We start from the raw sequence: 24,721 nt of genomic DNA, 5'->3' as shown, positions 1-24,721 counted from the left end.
CGTTCAGGCTGGACATCACCGTACGCATACCGCGCTCGTCGGCCTCGCCGATGGCCTGGAGCTCGATGCCGCCAGCACCGCCACGCCCGCCGCCGCGGCCATGAGCGCCGGCCGCGGGTTGCGCAGCGCGATCCGGGCGGCCCTGCGCACCGGCTGGGGCGCGCGGTGCTCCACGGCGTGCCCCGCCCGCGTGGCCCCGCCCTGGACGGCCTGACCCGCCTGGGCCGCGCTGCTGCGCAGCTGGACGGTCATCGCCCCCGCCTTGTCCCTGAGGTCGGCGGCGCGGGCCAGGGCGCGGTCGCGGACGTCCGCGCGGGAGGCCAACTCGCTCAGGGTGGAGCCGAGTTCGACCCGGGTGCGCTCGATCTGCCGACGCAGTTCGTCGGGCGCCTTGGCGCCGCCCAGCTGCGCCTTGATGCGGTTCGTCATCGGTGTGCCCTTCCATGGTCCTCGCCTCTGCGGACCCTTCGGGTACCCTGACCGGCCGTCACTACCCGCGTGGCCGACGGGCTCCACGTCTCAGCATCGCTTACACGTACCCCGAAGAAGATTTAAGTGGTGCTTGACTGTCCGGCTGCCGAGACTGCTTCCATGACGCACACCACCCTCTCCGCCCCGCCCCTCGGCCGCGCCCTGTGCGCGATGGTCACCCCCTTCACCCCGACCGGCGCCCTCGACCTCGGCGGCGCGCAGCGTCTGGCGGACCGGCTGGTGACCGAGGGCTGCGACGGACTGGTGCTCAGCGGCACCACCGGCGAATCACCGACCACGACCGACGAGGAGAAGGCGGCGCTGGTGCGGGCGGTCCGCGAGGCGGTCGGCGACCGTGCCTCGGTGATCGCGGGCGTCGGCACCTCCGACACCCGGCACACCGCCGAGCTGGCCCGGCAGGCCGAGAAGGCGGGAGCGGACGCCGTCCTGGTCGTCACGCCGTACTACAGCAGGCCTCCGCAGGACGCCGTGGAGGCCCACTTCCGGGAGGTGGCCGACGGCTGCGGCCTGCCGGTCGTGCTCTACGACATCCCCGGCCGCACCGGCACCCGGATCGAGCCGGAGACGGTGCTCCGGCTCGCCGCACACCCCAGGATCGTCGCGGTGAAGGACTGCTCGTACGACTTCCTCGGCACCCAGAAGGTCCTCGCCCGCACCTCCCTCGCCTACTACGCCGGCTGCGACGAGCACAACCTCGCCCTGTACGCGGTGGGCGCGGCGGGCTACATCAGCACCGTGGCCAATGTGATCCCGGGCCGTCTGCGGGCGGTCCTCGACGCCTTCGACGCCGGCGACACGGCCGGCGCGGCCCGCCTCCAGCGGCGGGCCACCCCGCTGATCGAGGCGATGATGTCCGCGGACCTGCCCGGCACGGTCACCGCCAAGGCGCTCCTCGCCCAGCTGGGCCTGTCCGGCGGCCCGGTCCGCGCACCGCTGCGGCCCGCCGGCCGGGAGGCGGTCGACGGGCTGCTCGCGGCGTACGAGGAGGCGGTGACCGGCTGCTGAAAGCTGGTCCTTACGGCTGCTGGGAGCAGGTCCTGACGGCTACTGCGAGCAGGTGTCCTGACAGCTGCTGCGAGCAGGTGTCCTGACGGCTGCTGAGAGCAGGTCCTGATTGCTGCTCAGCGCCGGGCGAAGACCGGCCCCCACTGCGTACGGGCCGTGTTCGCGTTCTGCTCACGGACACCGGTGAGCGGCACGACCTCCTCGCTGCCGACGGTGACCAGGACCAGCCGGGGCCGGTAGGTCTCCGGGCCGGCTCCCGCCGCGTTCTCCCAGGTGATGAGCCGCCGGTCGTCCGCCCAGGCCTCGGCGCCGCTGCCACGCACCTCGCCGACCTCGGCGCCGGTCCGCGGATCGAGCAGCGAGGTGTACGACCTCCCGCCCTTCTCCCGGCCCAGCCCGCCCGCGGCGATCCTGCCGTCCGGCGAGAGCCCGGCCGGGGCGTCCCAGACCAGGTGCCGCTCGGCGGCGGGCGGCTCGATCTCGTCGCCGCCGAGGTCGTAGTACTGCCGCTCCGAGTTGCCCGGGACCACCCGCGACCACACGGTCCTGCCGTCGGCGCCGAAGGCGAAGTCCTCGCGGAAGTTGAGGTCGTCGCGAGGCGCGGTCGCGCTCCAGGTGCTCTTGCCGGAGGACAGCTCGAAGAGGAGGAACCCGGTGCGGTTGTCCGTCCCGAACGGCGCGACCCAGTCCTTGACCTTCCCGTACGCCGCGTCCCGCAGATCCGGGTTCTCCGCGTACGCCGTGGCGACCAGCCGCCGCCCGTCGGGCGAGAACTCGACGGCACCCACCCCGTGGTCGACGTCGATCCAGGTGTCCACGTTCCCCGTGCGCAGGTCGAGCAGCCCGATCCGCTTGGTGGGCAGCTCCCGCTCCAGCACGGCCGCGGTGTCGAGCCCGGGCGCGACGGCGACGTAGGACCAGCGGTCGTCCTCCTCGTACCGCCCGGTGCCCGGATCCAGCAGGTGGTACGTACGCTCGGCGACGCCGCGCGTCTCCGACCGGGCGGCGACCTCCATCGTGTAGTACGCGGCGAGCGCCACGTCCCCGGCGGCGACCATGTCCCGCGGCGGCGACTGATCGGGATGCGCGTGCACGTCCTTCTGCTCGACGACCCCGGCGGGCCGCACGTCCTCCTTGCCGCCGGAGTCGAGCAGCGGCACCCCGACCGAGACGGCGACCACCGCGGCGGTGGCCACGGCGACGGCGGCGAACCGGCGGGCGCGGCGGCGCCGGCGGACGGCCAGCACCCGGTCGGCGAAGCCCGCACCCGCCGACGACTGCTCGGCGGCCTGCTCGCGCAGCGCGTCGCGCACCAGTTCCTCGACGTTCACGGACGTACCTCCACGGTCTCGGCGGTCTCGGCGGTCTCGACGGGCGCGAAGTCACGCGACGGCAGGGGCTCGGCGTCCGCGTCCGGCCGGCCGAGCGCGGCCAGCTCGGGGGCGAGCGCGCGCAGCCGGGCGAGGGAACGGTGTGTGGTGGACCGCACGGTGCCGACCGAACAGCCCAGGGCGCGGGCCACGTCCGCCTCCGGCAGATCCTCGAAGTAGCGCAGCACCAGCACGGTGCGCTGCCGCGCGGTGAGCCGGGACAGCGCCTCACGCATCACCAGCCGCAGCTCGGCCGCGGCCGAGACATCGATCGCGGCGACGGCCGGATCGGGCGGCTCGGCGACGCTCAGCTCACGCCGCGGCCACTTCAGCCGCCAGCGGCTGACCTGCTGCCGGTACAGCACCTGCCGGACGTACGCCTCGGGCTCGTCGATCCGATGCCACCGCCCCGCCGCCTTGATCAGCGCGTTCTGCAGCAGATCCTCGGCGGCGTGCCGATCGCCTCCGCTGAGCAGCACCGCCGTCCTCAGCAGCGCGGACGACCGGTTGGCCACGAAATCCCGGAAGTCCTCCTGCGCCTGGGCATCCATCGTCACCTTCTCCACCCCGGGCCGGACCCGCTGTCCGCACCCCTGTGCCCCTACGGACGAGTCGGGAGCCCCGCCACTATGCCTGCTGCCGGAAAAGAAGGCGGGCCCGCACCGCGACGGCATGCGGTACGGGCCCCGAGCCCCGTCACTCCGCGGCGGCTCCCCCACCCAACTGGAGGAAGTGCTGGAGCACGTCCTCCAGAGGATCGTCGATCTGCCCGGCGTTGACGAGCCCGATCCGGGGCCCGTTGTGCGAGCCGCTGTTGGTCTCATCGGCATGGGCGACCCCGGCCGGCCCCGCACACACCCCCACGGCCACCACGACACCGACCACCCACCGCACTACACCCCTGCTCATCACTCAGCCCTCGCCATCCCGTGTCGTTCCGCTTGGTTTCGGCATCTGATCGGACGACCTGCGCGTCCACCCGTTCATCTGCGGAATCGCCGAAAGGTCACGGTCGGTAATCCGTTTACGTGATCGTCGCGAGGACGGCGGAGCGCTCGGTGGATACTTGCCGCACATCAACCCGGGGGGGGTCCATGCGGTTCGACCAGAGCCTGGCGGACAAGCTCGACGCAGCCATGTTCGATCAACTGCTGCCGCAGGACGCCGTGGAGTCGCTGACCGGCTGGCTGGCCGACCCCGCGCGAGGCAAGCGGTACGCGAACGGCAGCGGCCCGCACGCCATCGTCTACACACCGTCGAAGTGGCCGGCCGTGGCCCCTTGGCCCGCCGGCTTCGCCGACCGGACGACGGCGGGCCCCTCCACCGTCAGCCGGGCCGACGTCGTGACCGCTGTCAGGGCCGCGGGAGCAGCGGAGAACTGGACGGAGGCGTTCGTGGCCACCCAGGTCTGGGGCTACGGCCCCACGGGCTACGGCCCGCACCGCACCGCCCGGACACTCGCCCGGCCACATGTGGACGCGGTTCTCGCGGATGCGGTGTCACTGCTGGTGCACGAGGGGGCGATCGCGGCGTACGAGAGGCTGAGCACCCTCCATGGCCTCGGCCCGGCGTTCCACACCAAGTTCCTCTACTTCGCCGGCCTGGCCCTCCCTGAGGTGCGGGGTCCGCTCCCGCTGATCCTCGACAGCGTCCTGGCCGGCGTTCTTCGCCGCCACGCCACGAGGGCCGGGCACGCGGCGGGCTACGACTGGTCAGAGGCCATCGCCAACCGGGTATGGGGCAGGGGCAACTGGACCTCCCACCGCTACGACGTCTACCTCCGCTGGATGCATGAAGCCAACGACCACCTGACCACCGCGTCGAAGGACTGGCGCGTGCCTCCGGACGTCCTCGAACTGGCCCTTTTCAGCCAGGCCTGGGCTCCCGCAGGCCACTTCGGTGGTCCCGCCTGATCACGTCGGCACCGCCCGGTTGCGTGCCGTCCGCCCGCCGGGGTGGGATGGACCGCATGATCACTCGAACCCTCTACTTGTTCAGCTCGGCGGCACCCCCGGTCTTCGACGTGGCGAAGGTGATCGAGGACGCTCAACAGCGCGGGTTCGACGTCTGCTTGGGACTCACCCCGACAGCCGCTCGCTGGCTCGAGGAGAGCCTGGACGGGCTCGCGGCGCTGACCGGGCACCCGGTGCGCTGGGATTACGAACTGCCCGCCCAGCCGGACCCGTGGCCGCCGGCGGACGTGATCGCGTTCGCTCCGGCCACCTTCAACAGCCTGAACTCCTGGGCGACGGGCATCACCCGGGACTTCGTGGTGGGCGTCGTCGCGGAAGGGATCGGCAAGGGCATCCCCATCGTGACGATGCCGTGCGTGAACGCGGCCTACACCCGGCACCGCCAGTTCGAGCGAAGCGTGACGGAGCTGCGGGAGATGGGGGTGACGGTGCTGTACGGGGAGGACGGATTCGTCCCGAACGAGCCCGGCGAGGGTTACCCGCTCGCACACCCGTGGCACCTCGTCCTCGACGCCGCTGAGCGGGCTGTGGTGTCGTAGGAGCCCTGCCGCATCACGTGCGCCGCCGATCTGCTCCGTGATGGTTGCGGATCTCCACGTTGCAGTCGGAGACCCGCGAAGAGTCACCCCGCCGGGCCGCCTCCTGCCGTTGCCTGGCAAGGGCTTGGCACACTCCGCACTCCGGTGCCACGGCCGGCCAGCCGAGCGGTGGGCACATCGAGCGGCCGCTCCTGGGACGGCGACCCGGAAGCAGCGTACCGATATGCCGCTCAGGCACTCGACCAGCTTGAGCGCACCTGGTACGCGACCGGCATGGACCGCGTCCGAGACGTGCGTCGCGCGTTGGCGCAGCACCAGCACGAGCGCTGTGTACGAGAGCTGGACGAGCGCCTGTACAGCTGGTCGACGGTCGTCAGCGCCCTCGCTCGTTGAACCGGGCGATCCGCGGGGACAGCGCCAGGAGGCTCTCGACGCGGAACGTCGGGAACTTCTCGGCCTCTTCGGTCCGCCACTGGATCGTCGCCCACGGACCACGGTGCACCAGCGCGGTGTGCATCCCCGCCGCGGCAGCCGGTTTGATGTCGTTGTCCACGCGGTCGCCGACGTACAGCATCTCGTCGATCTCGGCCGGAACGACCTCCGCGACCCGGCGGAAGAACGCCGGGTCCGGCTTCGAAGCACCCCAGTCGTCGGAGGTGCCGATGAGATCGACATCGTTGCTGAACAGCGCGCGCAGGATCTTCCCGGCACGCACGGTCTGGTTGCCCGCGATACCCAACCACAGGCCGTCCGCGCGCAGAGTGGCGAGCGCGTCCCGCACGTCCGGGTACAGGTCGCTCTCCTTGAAGGTCTGCGGCCGACCCGCCTCCGCCCGCCGCTCACGCTCCGCACAGAGATCGAAGCCGGGCCGGAACTCCTCGAACACCTCTCGATAGTCCCGGCCCTGGGCGATCATGGCACCGAACATCGCTGCGAACGTATGTCGGGGTACGACGAGCCAGTCGGCCCAGGTGCCGTACTCCGTGGTCTCGTCCACGAGGCATTCACTGCGCGGGCGCGAGCAGCCTCTGCGGCACGGCCTGCCTGCTGTCTTCACCCCGAACTTGTGAAGCGGCTGTCTCCCTCAACGCACAAGCGCCCTCCCTGGCCGTCCCAGGGCCGTGGAAGGGCGCTCAGCGTTGACCGACGTCGACGGCCACCGGACAGCTCGGCAGCAGCTCAGGACGTTGATCGACAAGGCGGCCGCAGCTCACGCCGCGGCCGTCCGTGATCAGTTGTGGCTGTGCAGGATCTCGTTCAGGCCGCCCCACTCCGCGTTGTTCGGGCGGGCCTCGACCGTGCCGGTGACCGAGTTGCGGCGGAAGAGGATGTTGGAGGCGCCGGACAGGTCGCGGGCCTTGACGATCTGGCCGTCGGGGAGGGTGATGCGGGTGCCGGCGGTGAGGTAGAGGCCCGCTTCGACGACGCAGTCGTCGCCGAGGGCGATGCCGATGCCCGCCTCGGCGCCGACCAGGGAGCGCTCGCCGATGGCCACCCGCTCCTTGCCGCCGCCGGACAGCGTGCCCATGGTGGAGGCGCCGCCGCCGATGTCCGAGCCGTCGCCGACGACGACGCCCTGGGAGATGCGGCCCTCGACCATGGAGGTGCCGAGGGTGCCGGCGTTGAAGTTGACGAAGCCCTCGTGCATGACCGTGGTGCCGGCGGCGAGGTGCGCGCCCAGGCGGACGCGGTCGGCGTCGGCGATGCGGACGCCGGCCGGGGCGACGTAGTCGGTCATGCGCGGGAACTTGTCCACGCCGAAGACGCTGAGGTGCAGGCCGCGGGCGCGGGCCGCGAGCCGGACGGTCTCCAGGGTGTCGACGGCGACCGGGCCGAGCGAGGTCCAGGCGACGTTGGCGAGCAGCCCGAAGATGCCGTCGAGGCTGGGCTCGTTCGGCTTGACCAGGCGGTGCGAGAGCAGGTGCAGGCGCAGGTACGCGTCGTGGGTGTCGAGCGGCTTGTCGTCCAGGGAGGAGATGACCGTACGGACCGCCACGGTCTCCACACCGCGCACGTCGTCCTTGCCGAGGGCGGCCACGGCGTGCTCGCCGAGCAGTTCGGCGGTGCGGTCGGCGTCCAGGCGCTCGGTACCGGAGGGGCCGGGCTCGGCGGCGAGCTCGGGCGCGGGGAACCAGGTGTCGAGAACGGTGCCGTCGGCGGCGATCGTGGCGAGGCCGGCGGCCACGGCGCCGGTGGTGCGAGGAGCAGTCGTGTCGGTCATGAGGGAAACCTAACGCGGCGGGGGCCGCCCGGGCGAACCGGTCCGGCCCCCGTCTCACGTGCCGGGCGAGCCCCGCGAGAGGGCTCAGGGACGCTCGTCCTCACCGTCCACCACGGCCGTGTCGAGGCGGGCGACGCTGATGACGACCTCCCCGTCCGAGTCGAGGAGGCGGGAGCCGCGGTAGCGGCGGGAGTCCGGGTCCAGGAGCAGTTCGCTCCGCTCCGCGGCGCCCGCGCGGTAGATGGCGACCGCGTCCCGTCCGGCCGCGTCCTGGACGTCCGCCGCCCGCACGCCGGGCACGGTGGCGAGGGCGCGGTAGACCTTGGCGAGGCCCTCGGGGTCGTAGACGTCCGAGCGGCTGATGATCGCGGTGAGCGCCCGGTACTCGTGCTGCGTGCGGCTCTCGAACGGGTCGGTGGCGTGGAAGAAGGCGCGGGCCTTCGCCCGGACCTGCGCCGGGTCGTCGGGCAGGCTCCTGAGGAAGGCGTAGTGCTCGCGGGGCGAGTGGTCGTCGCCGGCCTTGCCGTTCTCCGTCGCCGGGTCGGCGTAGCGGACGGTCCGCTCGTCGGTCTGCGGGTCGGGGGCGTCGTCCGTCGTGTTGATCTCGATGTCCTCGGTGTGGATCCACTGGCCGTCGCGCGCGGTGACGGCGGGACCCGCGGCGATGGCGTCCGCCGCGTCCTTCAGCCAGTCCTCGGCGCTGCCCAGTTCGACGGTGTAGCCGGGCCGGCTGCCCGGCCGGACCTCGTCGCGGCCGTCGGCCAGCCGGGGGCCGATCAGCGCCGCCGCCGTGATCGCCGCCGCCGCGCCGATCGCCGCGAGCCGCCAGTCGGAGCGCAGCCTGCGGGTACGGCCGGGCCGGGCCGTGCGCAGCAGCCGCGCGCGTCCTTCGGCGAGCCCGTCGCGCGGGCCGGGGGCGTCGGCCCGCAGTTCCCGCACCGCCGTCATCTCGTCCATGGTCAGACCACCTCCGTGGCGTCGAGCGTGAATGCGGGATCGGCGCCGAGTGCGGTGCGCACCTTGCGGCGGGCGCGGTTGAGCCGGGAGCGGACGGTGCCGACGGGGATGTCCAGGGCTTCGGCGACCTCCGGGTAGGTCAGGTCGGCCCAGGCCACCAGCAGCAGCACATGCCGGTCTCCGGCGGACAGGCCGGCCAGGGCGCCGGCGAGCGGGGCCTGGGCGGTCTGGGCGGTGACGCGGTCGTCGGCGCGCTCGGACCAGGAGGCGGCGACCGGGTCCAGTCCGGTGCGGGCGAGCGCGCGCAGGGCCCGCAGCTCGGCGCGGCGCTGCTTGCCGATGAGGTTGGCGGCGATGCCGTAGAGCCAGGGGCGGGCGTTGGGGCGGTCGCTGTCGTAGCGGGCCCGGCCGCGGAAGGCGATCAGGAACGTCTCGGCGGTGATGTCGTCGGCGGTGCCGGTGCCCAGTCGGCGCTGGACGTAGCGGTGGATGTCGGCCGCGTACCGGTCGTACAGCAGCGCGAACAGTTCCGGCTCCGCCAGGGACTGGACGACGATCTCGGCGTCCTGGGGTGGCGCGTGCGGTCCGGTCACGGGGCCTCCATGGGAAGGGTTCGAATGGACATGCCACCCGCTGTTCCCCGAAGGGCGCCGAGGGGTTCACGCCGGCGGCACGGCCGTCCCGAGCCTCCGCCCCAAGGCATTCCGGCCGTACGGGGTCCCGCCCGGACAACGCGGTGGCCCCCGGCGGAAGAACCGCCGGGGGCCACTGTGCGCGGTCGTCGAAGCGACCTCAGACGTTGAAGCCGAGCGCCCGAAGCTGCTCGCGGCCGTCGTCCGTGATCTTGTCCGGGCCCCACGGCGGCATCCAGACCCAGTTGATGCGCAGCTCGTTGACGAGGCCGTCCGTGGCGGACTTGGCCTGGTCCTCGATGACGTCCGTCAGCGGGCACGCCGCGGAGGTCAGGGTCATGTCGATGGTCGCGATGTTCGCGTCGTCGATGTGGATGCCGTAGATCAGGCCCAGATTGACGACGTCGATGCCCAGCTCCGGGTCGACGACGTCGTACAGCGCCTCACGGAGTTCCTCTTCCGAGGCCGGCTTCATCTCAACGGTCTCGCTCATGCCGTCTTCCTTTCGGCGTCGGCGCCCAGCGCCTGGGCCGTCGCGTCCTTCCACGCCATCCAGCTCAGGAGGGCGCACTTGACCCGCGCGGGGTACTTGGAGACGCCGGCGAACGCGACCGCGTCCTCCAGCACCTCCTCCATCGCGTCGTCGGGCTCGATCCTGCCCTTGGACTGCATCAGCTCCAGGAAGGTCTCCTGGATCTTCTGCGCCTCGGCGAGATCCTTGCCGACCAGCAGCTCGTTCAGCACCGACGCGCTCGCCTGGCTGATGGAGCAGCCCTGGCCCTCGTACGAGACATCGCCGATGGTCGTGCCGTCGTACTTCACGCGCAGCGTGATCTCGTCGCCGCACGTGGGGTTCACGTGGTGCACCTCGGCGTCGCCATCCCGCAAGCCCCGCCCGTGCGGGTTCTTGTAGTGGTCCAGGATGACGTCCTGGTACATGGAGTCCAGCTTCACCTTTTCAGCACGCCCCTCAGCCGAAGAAGTTCCGTACGTGCTCCAGGCCGTCGACCAGAGCGTCGATCTCGGCCGGCGTGGAGTACAGATAGAACGACGCTCGCGTGGTCGCAGGAATTCCGTAGCGCAGGCAGACCGGGCGGGCGCAGTGGTGGCCGACCCGGACGGCGATGCCCTGCTCGTCGAGGACCTGGCCCACGTCGTGCGGGTGGATGTCGCCGAGCGTGAAGGAGATCGCGGCGCCGCGGTCCTCGGCCGTGGTGGGGCCGATGATCCGCAGGTCGGGGACCTCCGCCAGCCGCTTCACCGCGTACTCGGTGAGCGCGTGCTCGTGGGCGAGGATCTTGTCCATGCCGATCGAGTTGAGGTAGTCGATCGCCGCGCCCAGACCGACCGCCTGCGCGATCGGCGGGGTGCCCGCCTCGAACTTGTGCGGGGCGGGGGCGTACGTCGACGAGTGCATCGACACGGTCTCGATCATCTCGCCGCCGCCGAGGAACGGAGGCAGGTCCTCCAGCAGTTCCTGGCGGCCCCACAGGACGCCGATGCCGGTCGGGCCGCACATCTTGTGGCCGGTGAAGGCCACGAAGTCGGCCTGGAGCGCCTGCACGTCCACCGGCATGTGCGGCGCGGCCTGGGAGGCGTCGACGCAGACCAGCGCGCCGACCTCCTGGGCTCGGCGGACTATCGCCTCGACCGGGTTGACGGTGCCCAGGATGTTCGACACCAGCACGAAGGAGACGATCTTCGTCTTCTCGGTGATGATCTCGTCGATGTTCGACAGGTCGAGGCGGCCGTCGTCGGTCAGGCCGAACCACTTCAGCTTCGCGCCCGTGCGCTGCGCCAGCAGCTGCCACGGCACGATGTTGGAGTGGTGCTCCATCTCGGTGATGACGATCTCGGTGTCCGAGTCCACCCGGTAGGGCTCATCGGCCCAGCCGAGCATGTTCGCCACGAGGTTCAGCGACTCGGAGGCGTTCTTGGTGAAGATCACCTCGTCGCGGCTGGGCGCGTTGATGAACGCGGCGACCTTGTCGCGCGCGCCCTCGTACAGCGCCGTGGCCTCCTCGGCGAGCACATGCACACCGCGGTGGACATTGGCGTTGTAGCGCTCGTAGTACTCGTTGAGTGCGTCCAGCACCTGGCGCGGCTTCTGCGAGGTCGCGGCGTTGTCCAGGTACACGAGCTTCTTGCCGTCGTGGATCACTCGGTCCAGGACGGGGAAGTCCTTGCGGATCGCCTCGGTGTCGAGGAGGCCCGGCAGCTGTGTCACGCGGATGCGCCACCCTTCGTGTATGCCTCGTAGCCCTCGTTCTCCAGCTTGTCGGCGAGCTCGGCGCCGCCGGACTCCACGATGCGGCCCGCGGAGAACACGTGGACGAAGTCGGGCTTGATGTAGCGCAGGATGCGCGTGTAGTGGGTGATCAGCAGGGTGCCGACCTCGCCGGTCTCGCGGACGCGGTTGACGCCCTCGGAGACGACCCGCAGCGCGTCGACGTCGAGGCCGGAGTCGGTCTCGTCGAGGATCGCGACCTTCGGCTTCAGCAGCTCCAGCTGGAGGATCTCGTGGCGCTTCTTCTCACCGCCGGAGAAGCCCTCGTTGACGTTGCGCTCGGCGAAGGCCGGGTCCATGCTGAGGCGCTCCATGGCCTCCTTGACCTCCTTCACCCAGGTGCGCAGCTTGGGGGCCTCGCCGCGGATGGCGGTGGCGGAGGTGCGCAGGAAGTTGGAGACCGAGACGCCGGGGACCTCGACCGGGTACTGCATCGCCAGGAACAGGCCCGCGCGGGCGCGCTCGTCGACGGACATCTCCAGGACGTCCTCGCCGTCGAGCAGCACGGTGCCGCCGGTGATCGTGTACTTGGGGTGGCCCGCGAGGGAGTAGGCGAGGGTCGACTTGCCGGAGCCGTTGGGGCCCATGATGGCGTGCGTCTCGCCCTGCTTCACGGTGAGGTCGACGCCCTTGAGGATCTCCTTCGTGGCGTTGTCGGCCTCGACGGTGACGTGCAGGTCTCGGATTTCAAGCGTTGCCATGGGTGCCTCAGGACTCCTGGGTGAGGGAGACGAGCACGTCGTCCCCTTCGATCTTTACGGGGTATACGGGGACGGGGCGCGTCGCGGGAAGGCCGGACGGCTTGCCGGTGCGGAGGTCGAACGCGGAGCCGTGCAGCCAGCACTCGATCTGGCAGTCCTCCACCTCGCCCTCGGAGAGCGAGACGTTCGCGTGCGAGCAGATGTCGTGGATGGCGAACACCTCCCCCTCGGTACGGACGACCGAGACCGGCGTGCCGTCGAGTTCCACCCGCTTCGGGGTGTCCTCCTCCAGCTCGCTCAGTCCGCACGCCCGTACGAAGCGGGCACGGTCGAAGGTGGTCATGCGACCGACGCCTCCAGCTCCTCGTCGATCTTGGCGATCAGGCGCTCCTCGATGTCCGGGACACCGATCTGCTGGACCAGCTCGGCGAAGAAGCCGCGGACGACGAGGCGGCGCGCCTCGTGCTCCGGGATACCGCGGGCCATCAGGTAGAAGAGCTGCTCGTCGTCGAAGCGGCCGGTGGCGCTCGCGTGGCCCGCGCCGACGATCTCCCCGGTCTCGATCTCCAGGTTCGGCACCGAGTCGACGCGCGCGCCGTCCGTCAGGACGAGGTTGCGGTTCATCTCGTAGGTGTCCGTGCCCTCGGCGGCGGCCTCGATCAGCACGTCACCGATCCAGACCGCGTGCGCGGCCTCACCCTGGAGGGCGCCCTTGTAGACGACGTTGGACTTGCAGTGCGGCACGTTGTGCGTGACCAGCAGGCGGTGCTCCTGGTGCTGGCCGGCGTCGGTGAAGTAGAGGCCGAACAGCTCGGCCTCGCCGCCGGGGCCCGCGTAGGTGATGCGCGGGTGCAGGCGGACGACGTCACCGCCGAAGGTGACGACGACCGACTTGAAGGAGGCGTCGCGGCCGATCAGCGTGTTGTGCTGGGCGATGTGCACGGCCTTGTCGTCCCAGTCCTGGACAGAGACGACGGTCAGCTTGGCGCCGTCGCCCAGGACGTAGTCGACGTTGGCGGCGAGCACGGCGTCACCGGTGTGGTCGATGACGACGACGGCCTCGGCGAAGGCGCCCAGCTCGATCACCTGCTGCCCGAAGGCGGTCCCGCCCTGGCCGTGCACCGCGATGCGGATCGGCTCGGTGAGGACGGTCTCCTTGGGGACGGTGACGACGGACGCCTGCTCGAAGGCGGAGTAGGCCTGGGCGGCGACGCGGTCCACGGGGGTGCCGGCCTTGCCGAGCCGCGCGTCGTCGCGGCCGACGGTCTCGACGGTGACGCCCTCGGGGGCCTCGACGGTGACCTTCACACCGTCGCCGGCGGCGACGGCGGTGCCGTCGTGCAGTCCGCGCAGACGCTCCAGCGGGGTGAACCGCCACTCCTCCTCACGGCCGTGCGGGACCGGGAAGTCCGCGACGTCGAAGGACGGGGGCGCGCTCATGCGCGAGACGACGGTCGACTCCGCGGCGACCGCGATCGAGCCGGCGGTGGTGGAGCCCACCGGGAGATTCTGAGCCTCAGCCATGGCTGTCGTTGTGCTCTCTTTCCTACGTCAGTTGAGATCCTCGGCCCGCCCGAGAGGGGGCGGGCCGCTGCTGCCGGGAGGCGGGCGTCAGCCGACCGCGCCTTCCATCTGCAGCTCGATCAGCCGGTTGAGCTCGAGGGCGTACTCCATGGGCAGCTCCTTCGCGATGGGCTCGACGAAGCCGCGCACGATCATCGCCATCGCCTCGTCCTCGGAGAGACCGCGGCTCATCAGGTAGAAGAGCTGGTCCTCGGAGACCTTGGAGACGGTGGCCTCGTGGCCCATGGACACGTCGTCCTCGCGGACGTCGACGTACGGGTACGTGTCCGAGCGGGAGATGGTGTCGACGAGCAGCGCGTCGCACAGCACGTTCGACTTGGAGCCGGGGGCGCCCTCGCCGATCTCGATGAGACCGCGGTAGGAGGTACGGCCGCCGCCGCGCGCCACCGACTTGGAGACGATGTTGGAGGACGTGTTCGGGGCCATGTGGACCATCTTGGCGCCGGCGTCCTGGTGCTGGCCCTCGCCCGCGAAGGCGATGGACAGGGTCTCGCCCTTGGCGTGCTCGCCCATCAGGTAGACGGCCGGGTACTTCATCGTCACCTTGGAGCCGATGTTGCCGTCGACCCACTCCATGGTCGCGCCCTCGTAGGCGACGGCGCGCTTGGTGACCAGGTTGTAGACGTTGTTCGACCAGTTCTGGATGGTCGTGTAACGGCAGCGGGCGTTCTTCTTGACGATGATCTCGACGACCGCGGAGTGCAGCGAGTCCGACTTGTAGATCGGGGCGGTGCAGCCCTCGACGTAGTGCACGTAGGCACCCTCGTCGACGATGATCAGGGTCCGCTCGAACTGGCCCATGTTCTCGGTGTTGATCCGGAAGTAGGCCTGGAGCGGGATCTCGACGTGCACGCCCTTCGGCACGTAGATGAAGGAGCCGCCGGACCACACCGCGGTGTTCAGCGCGGCGAACTTGTTGTCGCCGGCCGGGATGACGGTGCCGAAGTACTCCTTGAAGAGCTCCGGGTGCTCCTTCAGGGCGGTGTCGGTGTCGAGGAAGATGACGCCCTGCTCCTCCAGGTCCTCACGGATCTGGTGGTAGACGACCTCCGACTCGTACTGGGCGGCGACACCGGCGACGAGGCGCTGCTTCTCGGCCTCCGGGATGCCCAGCTTGTCGTAGGTGTTCTTGATGTCCTCGGGCAGGTCCTCCCAGGACTCCGCCTGCTTCTCCGTGGAGCGCACGAAGTACTTGATGTTGTCGAAGTCGATGCCCGACAGGTCCGAGCCCCAGTTCGGCATGGGCTTCTTCTCGAAGAGCTTCAGACCCTTGAGGCGCAGCTTGGTCATCCACTCCGGCTCGGACTTCTTGTCCGAGATGTCGCGGACGACGGCCTCGCTCAGACCGCGCTTCGCAGCGGCACCGGCCTCGTCGGAGTCGGCCCAGCCGTATTCGTACTTGCCCAGACCCTCGAGTTCGGGGTGGGCAGTCTCCGTGGGGAGAGTCATGCGGGGTTCCTCCCGGCCGTGCTTGCAGATGCGTTCTTGGAAGTCTTCGGGATAAACGTGGTGCAGACGCCGTCGCCGTGGGCGATCGTGGCCAGCCGCTGTACGTGAGTACCAAGCAGCTCGGCGAAAAATTCCGTCTCCGCTTCGCACAGCTGCGGAAACCGCTCGGCGACATGGGCGACCGGGCAGTGGTGCTGGCACAGCTGCTCGCCGGTGGGCGCGCTGCGCGCGGTAGCAGCGTACCCGTCCGCGCTCAAGGCCTTGGCCAGGGCTTCGGTCCGCTCCTCGGGGCCGGCCTGGTCGACGGCCGTGCGGTAGGCGGCGGCCTGAGCGGCGATGCGGGCGCGGGCGAACGCGGCGACCGCCTCGTCGCCGCCCTCGCGCTCGGCGATCCAGCGCAGGGCGTCCATGGCGAGCGTGTCGTAGGACTGGTCGAAGGCGTCCCGGCCGTCGTCGGTCAGGGCGAACACCTTGGCGGGGCGGCCGCGGGTGCGGGCGCCGTACACCCGCCGCTCACGGGCCTCCACGACACCGTCGGCGACCAGTGCGTCGAGGTGCCGGCGGACGGCGGCCTGGGTGAGGCCCAGCCGGCCGGCGAGTTCGGCGACCGTCGACTGGCCGTGGTCCAGGATCGACCGCGCGACCCGGTTGCGCGTCGAGCGCTCCCCGGTCGCGAGCTCCTCCTGCGGGGCCCCTGTGGGGGTCTCCCGAGCCGCACCGACGTTTTTCACAACGCCATTGTTGCGTAATTCCTCGGAGCGTGACAAGCGGCGTCCGAACCGGCGTACGGTGCCCTGCGTCACTTAGGTAAACCTAAGATGACCTGCGGAAACGATCTTTGATCGATCAAAGCAGATCACAGATCCCTGGCGTGCGCCGACCCCTTCCGGGACACTCCCTCACCATGCCCACACCCCCTCCGACCGGCCCTCTTGTCACCCGCGAGACCCTCGCCGCGGACCTCGCCGAGCTGGGTGTCCGACCCGGCGACACCCTGCTCGCGCACACCTCGCTCCGCAGCCTCGGCTGGGTGTGCGGAGGCGCCGTCGCGGTCGTTCAGGCGCTCCTCGACACCCTCGGTCCGGACGGCACCCTGGTCGTCCCCACCCAGACCGCCGACCTGTCCGACCCCGCCGTCTGGGGGAACCCGCCGGTCCCGGATACCGGCGCCGCTGGTCGAGGTGGGCCGCCCGGGCCCGGACGGCTGGGAAGTGGTGACCGAGGTGTCCATCTCCTCCGAGCGGTTCGACGAGCTGGGCCACGACTACGAACGGGACCGCCCCGTCGTCCACGGCAAGGTGGGCGCCGCCGAGGCACGGCTGTTCCCCGTGGCCGACGCGATGGCATACGCGGAGCGCTGGCTGGCGCTGCACCGGCCGCGGGCGCTCGAACCGGAGTGAGCGAACCGGCCGTCCTCGGGTGCACTTCCGCACCCGCCCGCCTGAGGCCCCCCGCGGCTACCTAGACTCTGGAACCATGCGAAACGAGCCCGTGCTCCAGGTCCAGGCCCTGGTGAAGCGGTACGGCGACAAGACCGCGGTGGACGGCCTCGACCTGGTGGCCCGGCCGGGCGTCACCGCCGTCCTCGGCCCCAACGGGGCGGGCAAGACGACCACGATCGAGACCTGCGAGGGGTACCGGAGGCCGGACTCCGGCACGGTGCGCGTCCTGGGCCTCGACCCGGTCCGCGACTCCCGCGAGCTGCGTCCGCGCATCGGTGTGATGCTCCAGTCCGGCGGTGTCTACTCGGGAGCGCGGGCCGGCGAGATGCTGCGCCACGTGGCCAGGCTGCACGCCCACCCGCTGGACGTGGACGCGCTGATCGAGCGCCTGGGGCTCGGCTCCTGCGGCCGTACCGCCTACCGGCGGCTGTCGGGCGGGCAGCAGCAGCGGCTCGCGCTGGCCATGGCCGTCGTCGGCCGCCCCGAGCTGGTCTTCCTGGACGAGCCGACCGCCGGTCTCGACCCGCAGGCCCGCCGCGCCACCTGGGAGCTGATCCGGGACCTGCGCGCCGACGGCGTCTCGGTGATCCTCACCACCCACCACATGGACGAGGCCGAGCAGCTGGCCGACGACGTCGCGATCATCGACGCCGGCAAGGTCATCGCCCAGGGCTCGCCCGAGGAGCTGTGCCGCGGCGGCGCCGAGAACACCCTGCGCTTCACCGGCCGCCCCGGCCTCGACGTGGGCGCCCTGCTCAAGGCGCTCCCCGCGGACTGCACGGCCGCCGAGCTGACCCCCGGGTCCTACCGGGTGGTCGGCAAGATCGATCCCCAGCTGCTGGCGACGGTCACCTCCTGGTGCGCCCAGCACGGCGTGATGCCGGACCGGATCTCCGTCGAGCGGCACACGCTCGAAGACGTCTTCCTCGAGCTCACCGGCAAGGAGCTGCGCTCGTGACCACCCCCGGCACCTACGCGCCGAAGCCCGGCGCCGCGCCGCTGCCCCGCATGATCGCCGCGCAGGCCGCGCTGGAGACGAGGATGCTGCTCCGCAACGGCGAGCAGCTGCTGCTGACGGTGATCATCCCGACCCTGCTGCTGGTGCTGTTCAGCACCGTCGACGTCGTCGACACCGGCCCCGGCGAGGCCGTCGACTTCCTCGCCCCCGGCATCCTGGCGCTCGCCGTGATGTCGACGGCGTTCACCGGCCAGGCCATCGCCACCGGCTTCGAGCGCCGCTACGGCGTACTGAAGCGGCTGGCGTCCTCGCCGCTGCCGCGCTGGGGCCTGATGACCGCCAAGACGGTGTCCGTGCTGGTCACCGAGGTGCTCCAGGTGCTCCTGGTGACGGCGATCGCGTTCGCGCTGGGCTGGTCGCCGCACGGCGACCCGCTCGCCGTGGTGCTGCTCCTGGTGCTCGGCACCGCCGCCTTCTCCGGGCTCGGACTGCTGATGGCGGGCACCCTGAAGGCCGAGGCGACGCTGGCCGCCGCCAACCTGGTGTTCCTGCTGCTGCTGGTGGGCGGCGGGGTCATCGTGCCGCTGGACAGGTTCCCGCCCGCCGCCCAGGACGTGCTCGGGCTGCTGCCGATCTCCGCGCTGTCGGACGGACTGCGGGACGTGCTCCAGCACGGCGCCGGGATGCCGTGGGGGAACCTGGCGATCCTCGCGGTGTGGGCCGTGGCGGGCCTGGCGGCGGCGGGAAGGTTCTTCCGCTGGGAGTAGGCCGTACGACGCCGTACGACCTGTTTCACACCCCTAGTGAAAGCGTGCACAAGCGGCCCCCTACGATGGTGCGCGTGCCAAAGTTGACCCGCGCCGACGCCGAAGCGGCGTTGCGCAACCCGCTCGCCTTCATCGCCGCACGCTGGACCCCCACCACCAGGACGGTTCAGCGGGCGGCTCTCGCCGCGCTCGTCATGTCGGTGGTCATCGTGGTCACCGGGGGCGCGGTGCGGCTCACCGGCTCCGGCCTCGGCTGCCCGACCTGGCCCAAGTGCACCGCCGACTCGCTCACCACGACCCGGGAGATGGGTCTGCACGGCGTGATCGAGTTCGGCAACCGCATGCTGACGTACGTGCTGTGTGCCGCGGTCGGCTGGGCGATCATCGCCGCGCGGGCGACCGATCCGCTGCGGCGCGGCCTCACCCGGCTGGGCTGGCTCCAGTTCTGGGTCGTGATGGGCAACGCGATCCTCGGCGGTGTGGTCGTGCTGGTCGGCCTCAACCCGTACACGGTCGCCGCGCACTTCCTGCTGTCGTCCGCGCTGATCGCGGTCGCCACGGTGATGTGGCAGCGCGCCCGGGAGGGCGACGGGACGCCGCGCCCGCTGGTCGGCGCCTCGGTGCGGCAGCTGGTGTGGGTGCTGGTCGTCGTCACCGTGCTGCTGATCGCCGTCGGCACGGTCGTCACCGGCGCGGGCCCGCACGCGGGTGACTCCAGCGATGTGCCGCGCATGCCGGTGGACTGGGAGACGGTCACCAAGCTGCACGCGGTGCTGGCGTGGATCGTGGTGACGCTGACGTTCGCGCTGTGGTTCGTGCTGAAGGCGGTGGACGCGCCGAGCGGCCCCCTGCACCGCACCCGCGACCTGTTCCTGATCCTGCTCGCACAGGGCGCGATCGGCTACGTCCAGTACTTCACCGACCTCCCCGAGGTCCTGGTCGGCGCCCACATGCTCGGCTCCTGCCTGGTGTGGATCGGCACCCTGCGAGTGCTGCTGGCCCTCCGCGAGCGCCCCGCACCCGACGAGGCCCCCGTACCCCCACAGCCGAACCGGGCTCTGGCCGAGGCCTGAGCGCGGGGTCCGAGCTCGGCGCCCGACCGGCCCCCCTCGCGCCCCACCCCGCCGAGCATCCCTCACTCCAGCCCGTAGACCCGCCGAGCGCCCCTCACTCCAGCCCGTAGACCCGCCGAGCGTTCCCCGCCGCGATCAGGCCCGCCACCCGTTGGGCGTCCGTGAGGGACCAGGCGCCCTCGGCCACCCAGCCGCCGAGCACTCGGGCCAGGGCCTCGCGGAACAGCCGGGCGCCCACGACGTGCAGTTCGGGCAGGCGCTGGCCGCCACTGGAGAAGAGGATCTTGCCGAACGGGGCCAGTTCCAGGATCTCGGCGAGGACGGTGGCCGCGCGGGCGCCGGTGCGCACCAGGGCGGCGCCGGAGTCGGCGTAGACATGCGGGAAGACGCCGGCCAGATGGGCCGCGTGCCGGTGGTACGGGTAGCCGTGCAGCAGCACCAGATCGGTGCCGAGGCCCGCAGTGGCGCGGACGAAGTCGGTGAGCAGCACCGGATCCGTCCGGTCGATCCGCAGCCCGGGCTCCCCGAGCCCGGCGTGCAGCTGGAGCGGCCGGCCGGTGGCGACCGCGCTCCACAGCAGATGCCGCAGCAGCACCGGGTCGCTCAGCTCGCCGCCGACCCGGCGGCCGGCCAGCCAGCGTCCCGCGGCGCCGCGAACCTCGCCGGGGCCCGGCGGTTCGGGGGCGAGGGCGAGGCCGTGCCGTACGCCCGCGACCGAGGTGAAGGCGACGGCGTTCGCGGCGGCGCCGTGCACCGACTCGGCGAGGTTGGCGAGGAAGGACTCGACGGTGCCGGAGGTGTCGGCGACCTGCTCGGCCAGCTGCTCCAGCCGGACGATCTCCCGGGCCTCGGCGGCGGAGGCGGAGGCCAGCTCATGGGGGCCGGTGAGGTCGCCGGGCAGGCCGGTGTCGACGAGGTAGGTGGTGATGCCGCTGCCGCGCAGCAGCCGCCGGCCGGCCTCCAGGACGCCCAGTTCGCGGCGCCGGGCGAGGTAGCGGGCGGGCGGGCAGTGCGGTTCCAGGCCGAGCAGGGGCGGGCACCAGCGCCGTACCGCGAACCCGGTCTGGGTGTCGAAGAGGGTGGTGCCGGGCGCGGGCGGGCCCTCGGTGCGGGCCAGCTGGGCCTCGAAGGTGCCGAGGCCCAGCTCCGTTCTCAGTACGCCGTGGCAGTACTGGTCCACGAGGGACGGCGTTTCGATCATCCGGACTCCCGTGACTGGACCGCGTGACTCTACGAGTCCTAACGGGTGAACCGGGCGTCAGGTACTGCGGTCGCACACCCCGTGCGAACCGCGTGCGGTGTCAGCCGTTCGCCGGACCGCCCACCTGGATGCCCGCCATCCGGGACCACTCGTACGGGCCGGTCCTCACCTTGGCGGCGAACTCGCCGTCGAACTCCTCGTGGGCGGTGATGCCCGACTTCGCCACGGCCTGCTGGGCGATCTCGTAGGAGGGGGCCACCAGGTCGCCCCAGCCGCCGTCCTCACCGACGAGGACGATCCGGGCGCCGCGCTGACCGATGTACGCCACCTGGCCCTCGGCCCCGCCGTGTGCCTTGGAGAAGGCGCTGATCCGCTTGGCGAGCCGGGCCACCGTGCGCTCGGCCTTCGCGTCAACCTGCTGCGTGTCTGCCATGGCCAGGATGCTACCGATGGGTAGATCAAACGGCGACGGGCGGGGTGCGTGGCCTTGGCCACGCACCCCGCCCGTCGGCCGGTACGCAAGGTGTCTAGCGCAGGAAGGGGTCCACCGCGACCGCGACGAAGAGCAGCGAGACATAGGTGATGGACCAGTGGAACAGGCGCATCTCCTTCAGCTTCGCGCCGGTCACCTCGGCCTTCGCCCGGTTCTGCAGCGCGTGCGCCTCCCACAGCCACCAGCCGCCGGCGGCCAGCGCGACCGCCGTGTAGAACCAGCCGGTGTAGCCGAGCGGGGTGAGCAGCAGGGAGACGGCGACCATCACCCAGCTGTAGATCACGATCTGCCTGGCGACGACCTTGTTGGAGGCGACGACCGGCAGCATCGGCACACCGACGCGGGCGTAGTCCTCCTTCACCTTCATGGACAGCGGCCAGTAGTGCGGCGGCGTCCAGAAGAAGATCACCATGAAGAGGATGACCGGGGCCCAGGAGAGCGAGTTCGTCACCGCGGTCCAGCCGATCAGCACCGGCATGCAGCCCGCGATGCCGCCCCACACGATGTTCTGCGCGGTGCGGCGCTTGAGGATCATCGTGTAGACGACGACGTAGAAGAGGAGCGCGCCGAGGGAGAGCCAGGCCGACAGCCAGTTGACGGTGAGGCCGAACAGGAGCGTGGAGACCACCGCGAGGGTGATGCCGAAGGCGAGGCACTCGCGCGGGCTGACCATGCCGGTGACCAGCGGACGCTGGGACGTGCGGTCCATCAGCGCGTCGATGTCGCGGTCGATGTACATGTTCAGCGCGTTCGCGCCGCCGGCGGAGAGGTACCCGCCGACACAGGTGAGCAGCACCAGACCGAGGTCGGGCACGCCCTGCTCGGCGAGGAACATCACCGGCACCGTGGTGATCAGCAGCAGCTCGATGATCCGCGGCTTGGTCAGCGCCACGAACGCCTTCGCACGGGCCCCGAACGGCCGGTGACTCGGGCTCTGGCTCGTCCCGATTTCCCCCATCGCCTTGACGGCATGGGAGGTGCCCCCATCCGCAGGACGGGATTCAACGGCCGTCACGCACACCCCTGACAGAGACATCCCAGCAAGCCCCCGGTGTGAAGTCCCGGTAAAGGCTCGCGCGTACCACGCCACTGTAGACGTTGCCCATACCCCGATCTTCGCGGGGGTGGGGTCGTGTTGGGCGGCGCACTGCGGCGCATGGCGGAGGCTCGGAAACGATCATTCGGCCGAGCGATCGGCCACCCGCTCAGATGTGCGCCCGATGACCGTCGGGTGACCCCTACATGTGCGCCGGATGAGCGTCGATTGAGCGGTCAGATGAGCACCTTCGTATTCACTTGGCGAAGTCGGTACGGCCCAGTCAGGAGGCGGATCCCCGCGAGTCCCGGCAGTCTGGAATGACTCGAAAAAATGCACGTTCTCACGGGGGTAGGCTCGACAGCGGCCGGTGGGCGCCGAGTGCACCGGCGGTCGGTGTACGCCCAGGACACCGGCATTCGACATGTGGAGAGGAGCCCTGACCCAGGGTGAGCACCAAGCCGACCACCACAGAACTCGAGTGGACCGAGCTGGACCAGCGGGCCGTGGACACCGCCCGAGTCCTCGCCGCCGACGCCGTACAGAAGGTTGGCAACGGCCATCCGGGTACGGCGATGAGCCTGGCACCGGCCGCCTACACCCTCTTCCAGAAGGTGATGCGGCACGACCCGGCGGACGCCGACTGGGTCGCTCGCGACCGGTTCGTCCTATCCGCGGGCCACTCGTCCCTGACCCTGTACACCCAGCTGTACCTGGCCGGCTTCGGCCTGGAGCTGGACGACCTGAAGGCCTTCCGCACCTGGGGTTCGAAGACCCCGGGCCACCCGGAGTACGGCCACACGACGGGCGTGGAGACCACCACCGGCCCACTCGGCCAGGGTGTCGCCAACGCTGTCGGCATGGCCATGGCCGCCCGCTACGAGCGCGGCCTGTTCGACCCGGAGGCCCCCGCCGGGGAGTCCCCCTTCGACCACTACGTCTACTGCATCGCCGGTGACGGCTGCCTCCAGGAGGGCATCTCCGCCGAGGCGTCCTCGCTCGCCGGCCACCAGAAGCTCGGCAACCTGATCCTGCTGTGGGACGACAACCACATCTCGATCGAGGGTGACACGGAGACGGCCGTCTCCGAGGACACCGTCAAGCGCTACGAGGCCTACGGCTGGCACGTCCAGCGCGTGGCGGCCCAGGACAACGGCGACCTGGACCCGAAGGCCATCTTCGAGGCGATCCAGCAGGCCAAGGCGGTCACGGACCGGCCGTCCTTCATCGCCATGCGCTCGATCATCGCCTGGCCGGCCCCGAACGCCCAGAACACCGAGGCCGCGCACGGCTCGGCGCTCGGCGACGACGAGGTCGCGGCCACCAAGCGGGTCCTCGGCTTCGACCCTGAGCAGACCTTCGAGGTCTCCGACGAGGTCATCGGCCACACCCGCCAGGCCCTCGACCGCGGCCGCCAGGCCAAGGCCGAGTGGGAGAAGTCCTTCCAGGAGTGGCGCAACAACAACCCGGAGCGCGCCGCCGAGTACGACCGCATCGCCCAGGGCGAGCTGCCGGCCGGCTGGGAGGAGAAGCTCCCGGTCTTCGAGCCCGGCAAGGGCGTCGCCACCCGCGCCGCCTCCGGCAAGGTGCTCCAGGCGCTCGGCGAGGTCGTCCCCGAGCTGTGGGGCGGCTCCGCCGACCTGGCCGGCTCGAACAACACGACGATCGACAAGACGTCGTCGTTCCTGCCCGCCGGCAACCCGCTGCCGGAGGCCGACCCGTACGGCCGCACGATCCACTTCGGCATCCGCGAGCACTCCATGGCCGCGGAGATGAACGGCATCGCGCTGCACGGCAACACCCGCGTCTACGGCGGCACCTTCCTGGTGTTCTCCGACTACATGCGCAACGCCGTGCGCCTGTCGGCCCTGATGCACCTGCCGGTGACGTACGTGTGGACGCACGACTCGATCGGTCTGGGCGAGGACGGCCCGACCCACCAGCCGGTGGAGCACCTGGCCTCGCTGCGCGCCATCCCGGGCCTGAACGTGGTCCGCCCGGCCGACGCCAACGAGACCGCGATCGCCTGGCGCGAGATCCTCAAGCGCTGGACGAAGGAGTTCGGCAAGGGCGCCCCGCACGGCCTCGCGCTGACCCGCCAGGGCGTGCCGACCTACGAGCCCAACGACGACGCGGCCAAGGGCGGCTACGTGCTGTTCGAGGCGGACGGCGGCGAGCCGCAGGTGATCCTGATCGCCACCGGCTCCGAGGTGCACATCGCCGTCGAGGCGCGCGAGCAGCTCCAGGCCTCCGGTGTGCCGACCCGCGTGGTGTCGATGCCGTCGGTCGAGTGGTTCGAGGAGCAGGACCAGGGGTACCGGGACAGCGTCCTGCCTCCGGCCGTGAAGGCGCGGGTCGCGGTCGAGGCCGGGATCGGTCTCACCTGGCACAAGTACGTCGGTGACGCCGGCCGCATCGTTTCCCTGGAGCACTTCGGCGCGTCCGCCGACGGCAAGGTCCTCTTCCGCGAGTACGGCTTCACCGCGGAGAACGTGGCCGCCGTGGCCCGGGAATCGCTCGACGCCGCCCAGCGCTGACGCC

Annotated in this window: 26 protein-coding genes and 2 pseudogenes; 9 read left to right on the top strand and 19 right to left on the bottom strand. The window is 71.1% G+C overall.

Features of this window, described 5'->3' with window-relative positions:
* Window positions 1-15 precede the first annotated feature (15 nt).
* Complete coding sequence (locus ABT232_RS35260; protein WP_351848018.1) at window positions 16-429, bottom strand: DUF3618 domain-containing protein; 414 nt, start codon at window positions 427-429, stop codon at window positions 16-18.
* A 162-nt stretch (window positions 430-591) separates the two neighbouring features.
* Between ABT232_RS35260 and dapA the strand changes: the two genes are divergently transcribed.
* A complete protein-coding gene (dapA, locus tag ABT232_RS35255; protein ID WP_351848015.1) occupies window positions 592-1,497 on the top strand; it encodes a 4-hydroxy-tetrahydrodipicolinate synthase in 906 nt (301 codons plus the stop codon).
* Between the two features lie 116 nt (window positions 1,498-1,613).
* Here the strand turns inward: dapA and ABT232_RS35250 are convergent, their stop codons facing one another.
* The 3 genes from ABT232_RS35250 to ABT232_RS35240 form a co-directional block, all read right to left on the bottom strand.
* Window positions 1,614-2,828: a WD40 repeat domain-containing protein gene (locus ABT232_RS35250; RefSeq protein ID WP_351848013.1), complete on the bottom strand. Its 1,215-nt coding sequence runs from the start codon at window positions 2,826-2,828 to the stop codon at window positions 1,614-1,616.
* Window positions 2,825-3,418: a SigE family RNA polymerase sigma factor gene (locus ABT232_RS35245; protein WP_351848026.1), complete on the bottom strand. Its 594-nt coding sequence runs from the start codon at window positions 3,416-3,418 to the stop codon at window positions 2,825-2,827. Before ABT232_RS35245 ends, ABT232_RS35250 begins: the two co-directional genes overlap by 4 nt.
* A 145-nt stretch (window positions 3,419-3,563) precedes the next feature.
* Complete coding sequence (locus ABT232_RS35240; RefSeq protein WP_351848010.1) at window positions 3,564-3,776, bottom strand: hypothetical protein; 213 nt, start codon at window positions 3,774-3,776, stop codon at window positions 3,564-3,566.
* A gap of 185 nt (window positions 3,777-3,961) precedes the next feature.
* On the opposite strand from ABT232_RS35240, the gene ABT232_RS35235 reads away from it, so the two are divergent.
* The 3 genes and pseudogenes from ABT232_RS35235 to ABT232_RS38505 all read left to right on the top strand — a co-directional run.
* Window positions 3,962-4,780: an 8-oxoguanine DNA glycosylase OGG fold protein gene (locus tag ABT232_RS35235; protein ID WP_351848008.1), complete on the top strand. Its 819-nt coding sequence runs from the start codon at window positions 3,962-3,964 to the stop codon at window positions 4,778-4,780.
* 56 nt (window positions 4,781-4,836) lie between these two features.
* A complete protein-coding gene (locus tag ABT232_RS35230) occupies window positions 4,837-5,379 on the top strand; it encodes a flavoprotein (protein WP_351848005.1) in 543 nt (180 codons plus the stop codon).
* A gap of 198 nt (window positions 5,380-5,577) precedes the next feature.
* Window positions 5,578-5,772 (top strand): annotated as a pseudogene (locus ABT232_RS38505) (transcriptional regulator); the annotation flags it as partial.
* On the opposite strand, the gene ABT232_RS35225 reads toward ABT232_RS38505, so the two are convergent.
* From ABT232_RS35225 to ABT232_RS35170, 12 genes are all read right to left on the bottom strand, one after another.
* Window positions 5,753-6,376 (bottom strand): HAD family hydrolase, encoded by a 624-nt coding sequence (locus tag ABT232_RS35225; RefSeq protein ID WP_351848003.1) that lies wholly within the window; start codon window positions 6,374-6,376, stop codon window positions 5,753-5,755. The pseudogene ABT232_RS38505 and the gene ABT232_RS35225 sit on opposite strands and share 20 nt — an antisense overlap.
* 234 nt (window positions 6,377-6,610) lie before the next feature.
* Window positions 6,611-7,600, bottom strand: coding sequence for a 2,3,4,5-tetrahydropyridine-2,6-dicarboxylate N-succinyltransferase (gene dapD / locus ABT232_RS35220; RefSeq protein WP_351848000.1), 990 nt, complete (start codon window positions 7,598-7,600; stop codon window positions 6,611-6,613).
* Window positions 7,601-7,684: 84 nt separating this feature from the next.
* Window positions 7,685-8,557, bottom strand: a complete 873-nt coding sequence (locus ABT232_RS35215) for a CU044_5270 family protein (protein WP_351847997.1) — start codon at window positions 8,555-8,557, stop codon at window positions 7,685-7,687.
* Between the two features lie 2 nt (window positions 8,558-8,559).
* Window positions 8,560-9,150, bottom strand: a complete 591-nt coding sequence (locus ABT232_RS35210) for an RNA polymerase sigma factor (protein ID WP_351847994.1) — start codon at window positions 9,148-9,150, stop codon at window positions 8,560-8,562.
* 199 nt (window positions 9,151-9,349) lie between these two features.
* On the bottom strand, window positions 9,350-9,682 hold the full coding sequence (locus tag ABT232_RS35205) for a metal-sulfur cluster assembly factor (protein ID WP_037743875.1): 333 nt from the start codon (window positions 9,680-9,682) through the stop codon (window positions 9,350-9,352).
* Entirely contained in the window at window positions 9,679-10,143 is a 465-nt protein-coding gene (gene sufU, locus ABT232_RS35200; RefSeq protein WP_351847992.1) for a Fe-S cluster assembly sulfur transfer protein SufU, read from the bottom strand. The genes ABT232_RS35205 and sufU overlap by 4 nt, the downstream gene beginning before the upstream one ends.
* A gap of 16 nt (window positions 10,144-10,159) precedes the next feature.
* Entirely contained in the window at window positions 10,160-11,416 is a 1,257-nt protein-coding gene (locus ABT232_RS35195; protein ID WP_351847989.1) for a cysteine desulfurase, read from the bottom strand.
* On the bottom strand, window positions 11,413-12,177 hold the full coding sequence (sufC, locus tag ABT232_RS35190) for a Fe-S cluster assembly ATPase SufC (protein WP_351847986.1): 765 nt from the start codon (window positions 12,175-12,177) through the stop codon (window positions 11,413-11,415). Before sufC ends, ABT232_RS35195 begins: the two co-directional genes overlap by 4 nt.
* 7 nt (window positions 12,178-12,184) lie before the next feature.
* Complete coding sequence (locus ABT232_RS35185) at window positions 12,185-12,520, bottom strand: non-heme iron oxygenase ferredoxin subunit (RefSeq protein WP_351847984.1); 336 nt, start codon at window positions 12,518-12,520, stop codon at window positions 12,185-12,187.
* Window positions 12,517-13,701: a Fe-S cluster assembly protein SufD gene (gene sufD, locus ABT232_RS35180; RefSeq protein ID WP_351847981.1), complete on the bottom strand. Its 1,185-nt coding sequence runs from the start codon at window positions 13,699-13,701 to the stop codon at window positions 12,517-12,519. Before sufD ends, ABT232_RS35185 begins: the two co-directional genes overlap by 4 nt.
* An 87-nt stretch (window positions 13,702-13,788) precedes the next feature.
* Entirely contained in the window at window positions 13,789-15,210 is a 1,422-nt protein-coding gene (gene sufB, locus ABT232_RS35175; protein WP_351847979.1) for a Fe-S cluster assembly protein SufB, read from the bottom strand.
* Window positions 15,207-15,941 (bottom strand): helix-turn-helix transcriptional regulator, encoded by a 735-nt coding sequence (locus ABT232_RS35170; protein ID WP_351847978.1) that lies wholly within the window; start codon window positions 15,939-15,941, stop codon window positions 15,207-15,209. Before ABT232_RS35170 ends, sufB begins: the two co-directional genes overlap by 4 nt.
* A gap of 173 nt (window positions 15,942-16,114) precedes the next feature.
* Here ABT232_RS35170 and ABT232_RS35165 point away from each other — a divergent pair.
* From ABT232_RS35165 to ABT232_RS35150, 4 genes and pseudogenes are all read left to right on the top strand, one after another.
* Window positions 16,115-16,610 (top strand): annotated as a pseudogene (locus tag ABT232_RS35165) (AAC(3) family N-acetyltransferase).
* A gap of 76 nt (window positions 16,611-16,686) precedes the next feature.
* Window positions 16,687-17,610: an ABC transporter ATP-binding protein gene (locus tag ABT232_RS35160; protein WP_351847976.1), complete on the top strand. Its 924-nt coding sequence runs from the start codon at window positions 16,687-16,689 to the stop codon at window positions 17,608-17,610.
* Window positions 17,611-17,660: 50 nt separating this feature from the next.
* Window positions 17,661-18,377: an ABC transporter permease gene (locus ABT232_RS35155; protein ID WP_351848023.1), complete on the top strand. Its 717-nt coding sequence runs from the start codon at window positions 17,661-17,663 to the stop codon at window positions 18,375-18,377.
* Between the two features lie 65 nt (window positions 18,378-18,442).
* Complete coding sequence (locus tag ABT232_RS35150) at window positions 18,443-19,450, top strand: COX15/CtaA family protein (protein WP_351847974.1); 1,008 nt, start codon at window positions 18,443-18,445, stop codon at window positions 19,448-19,450.
* 94 nt (window positions 19,451-19,544) lie between these two features.
* On the opposite strand, the gene ABT232_RS35145 is transcribed toward ABT232_RS35150, so the two are convergent.
* The 3 genes from ABT232_RS35145 to ABT232_RS35135 form a co-directional block, all read right to left on the bottom strand.
* Window positions 19,545-20,651, bottom strand: a complete 1,107-nt coding sequence (locus ABT232_RS35145) for an amidohydrolase family protein (RefSeq protein WP_351847972.1) — start codon at window positions 20,649-20,651, stop codon at window positions 19,545-19,547.
* 100 nt (window positions 20,652-20,751) lie between these two features.
* A complete protein-coding gene (locus ABT232_RS35140) occupies window positions 20,752-21,084 on the bottom strand; it encodes a hypothetical protein (RefSeq protein ID WP_351847970.1) in 333 nt (110 codons plus the stop codon).
* Between the two features lie 94 nt (window positions 21,085-21,178).
* The gene (locus ABT232_RS35135; protein ID WP_351848020.1) at window positions 21,179-22,165 is read right to left on the bottom strand and encodes a heme o synthase; all 987 of its coding nucleotides are present in this window, start codon (window positions 22,163-22,165) and stop codon (window positions 21,179-21,181) included.
* 464 nt (window positions 22,166-22,629) lie between these two features.
* On the opposite strand from ABT232_RS35135, the gene tkt reads away from it, so the two are divergent.
* Window positions 22,630-24,717 (top strand): transketolase, encoded by a 2,088-nt coding sequence (gene tkt, locus ABT232_RS35130; protein WP_351847968.1) that lies wholly within the window; start codon window positions 22,630-22,632, stop codon window positions 24,715-24,717.
* Window positions 24,718-24,721: the final 4 nt, after the last annotated feature.

It is taken from the genome of Streptomyces sp. NPDC001532 (assembly GCF_040298625.1).
In the GTDB taxonomy this organism is placed as follows: Bacteria; Actinomycetota; Actinomycetes; order Streptomycetales; family Streptomycetaceae; genus Streptomyces.
The sequence above is the reverse complement of the archived record's forward strand: the minus strand, read 5'-3'. Positions and strand labels throughout refer to the sequence as shown.

Bases quoted from the DNA above. Each gene is read 5' to 3' on its own strand.
- ABT232_RS35260 (WP_351848018.1), bottom strand. From the start codon at position 429: ATGACGAACCGCATCAAGGCGCAGCTGGGCGGCGCCAAGGCGCCCGAC.
- dapA (WP_351848015.1), top strand. From the start codon at position 592: ATGACGCACACCACCCTCTCCGCCCCGCCCCTCGGCCGCGCCCTGTGC.
- ABT232_RS35245 (WP_351848026.1), bottom strand. From the start codon at position 3,418: ATGGATGCCCAGGCGCAGGAGGACTTCCGGGATTTCGTGGCCAACCGG.
- ABT232_RS35240 (WP_351848010.1), bottom strand. From the start codon at position 3,776: ATGAGCAGGGGTGTAGTGCGGTGGGTGGTCGGTGTCGTGGTGGCCGTG.
- ABT232_RS35235 (WP_351848008.1), top strand. From the start codon at position 3,962: ATGCGGTTCGACCAGAGCCTGGCGGACAAGCTCGACGCAGCCATGTTC.
- ABT232_RS35230 (WP_351848005.1), top strand. From the start codon at position 4,837: ATGATCACTCGAACCCTCTACTTGTTCAGCTCGGCGGCACCCCCGGTC.
- dapD (WP_351848000.1), bottom strand. From the start codon at position 7,600: ATGACCGACACGACTGCTCCTCGCACCACCGGCGCCGTGGCCGCCGGC.
- ABT232_RS35215 (WP_351847997.1), bottom strand. From the start codon at position 8,557: ATGGACGAGATGACGGCGGTGCGGGAACTGCGGGCCGACGCCCCCGGC.
- ABT232_RS35205 (WP_037743875.1), bottom strand. From the start codon at position 9,682: ATGAGCGAGACCGTTGAGATGAAGCCGGCCTCGGAAGAGGAACTCCGT.
- sufC (WP_351847986.1), bottom strand. From the start codon at position 12,177: ATGGCAACGCTTGAAATCCGAGACCTGCACGTCACCGTCGAGGCCGAC.
- ABT232_RS35185 (WP_351847984.1), bottom strand. From the start codon at position 12,520: ATGACCACCTTCGACCGTGCCCGCTTCGTACGGGCGTGCGGACTGAGC.
- sufD (WP_351847981.1), bottom strand. From the start codon at position 13,701: ATGGCTGAGGCTCAGAATCTCCCGGTGGGCTCCACCACCGCCGGCTCG.
- sufB (WP_351847979.1), bottom strand. From the start codon at position 15,210: ATGACTCTCCCCACGGAGACTGCCCACCCCGAACTCGAGGGTCTGGGC.
- ABT232_RS35160 (WP_351847976.1), top strand. From the start codon at position 16,687: ATGCGAAACGAGCCCGTGCTCCAGGTCCAGGCCCTGGTGAAGCGGTAC.
- ABT232_RS35155 (WP_351848023.1), top strand. From the start codon at position 17,661: ATGATCGCCGCGCAGGCCGCGCTGGAGACGAGGATGCTGCTCCGCAAC.
- ABT232_RS35150 (WP_351847974.1), top strand. From the start codon at position 18,443: ATGGTGCGCGTGCCAAAGTTGACCCGCGCCGACGCCGAAGCGGCGTTG.
- ABT232_RS35145 (WP_351847972.1), bottom strand. From the start codon at position 20,651: ATGATCGAAACGCCGTCCCTCGTGGACCAGTACTGCCACGGCGTACTG.
- ABT232_RS35140 (WP_351847970.1), bottom strand. From the start codon at position 21,084: ATGGCAGACACGCAGCAGGTTGACGCGAAGGCCGAGCGCACGGTGGCC.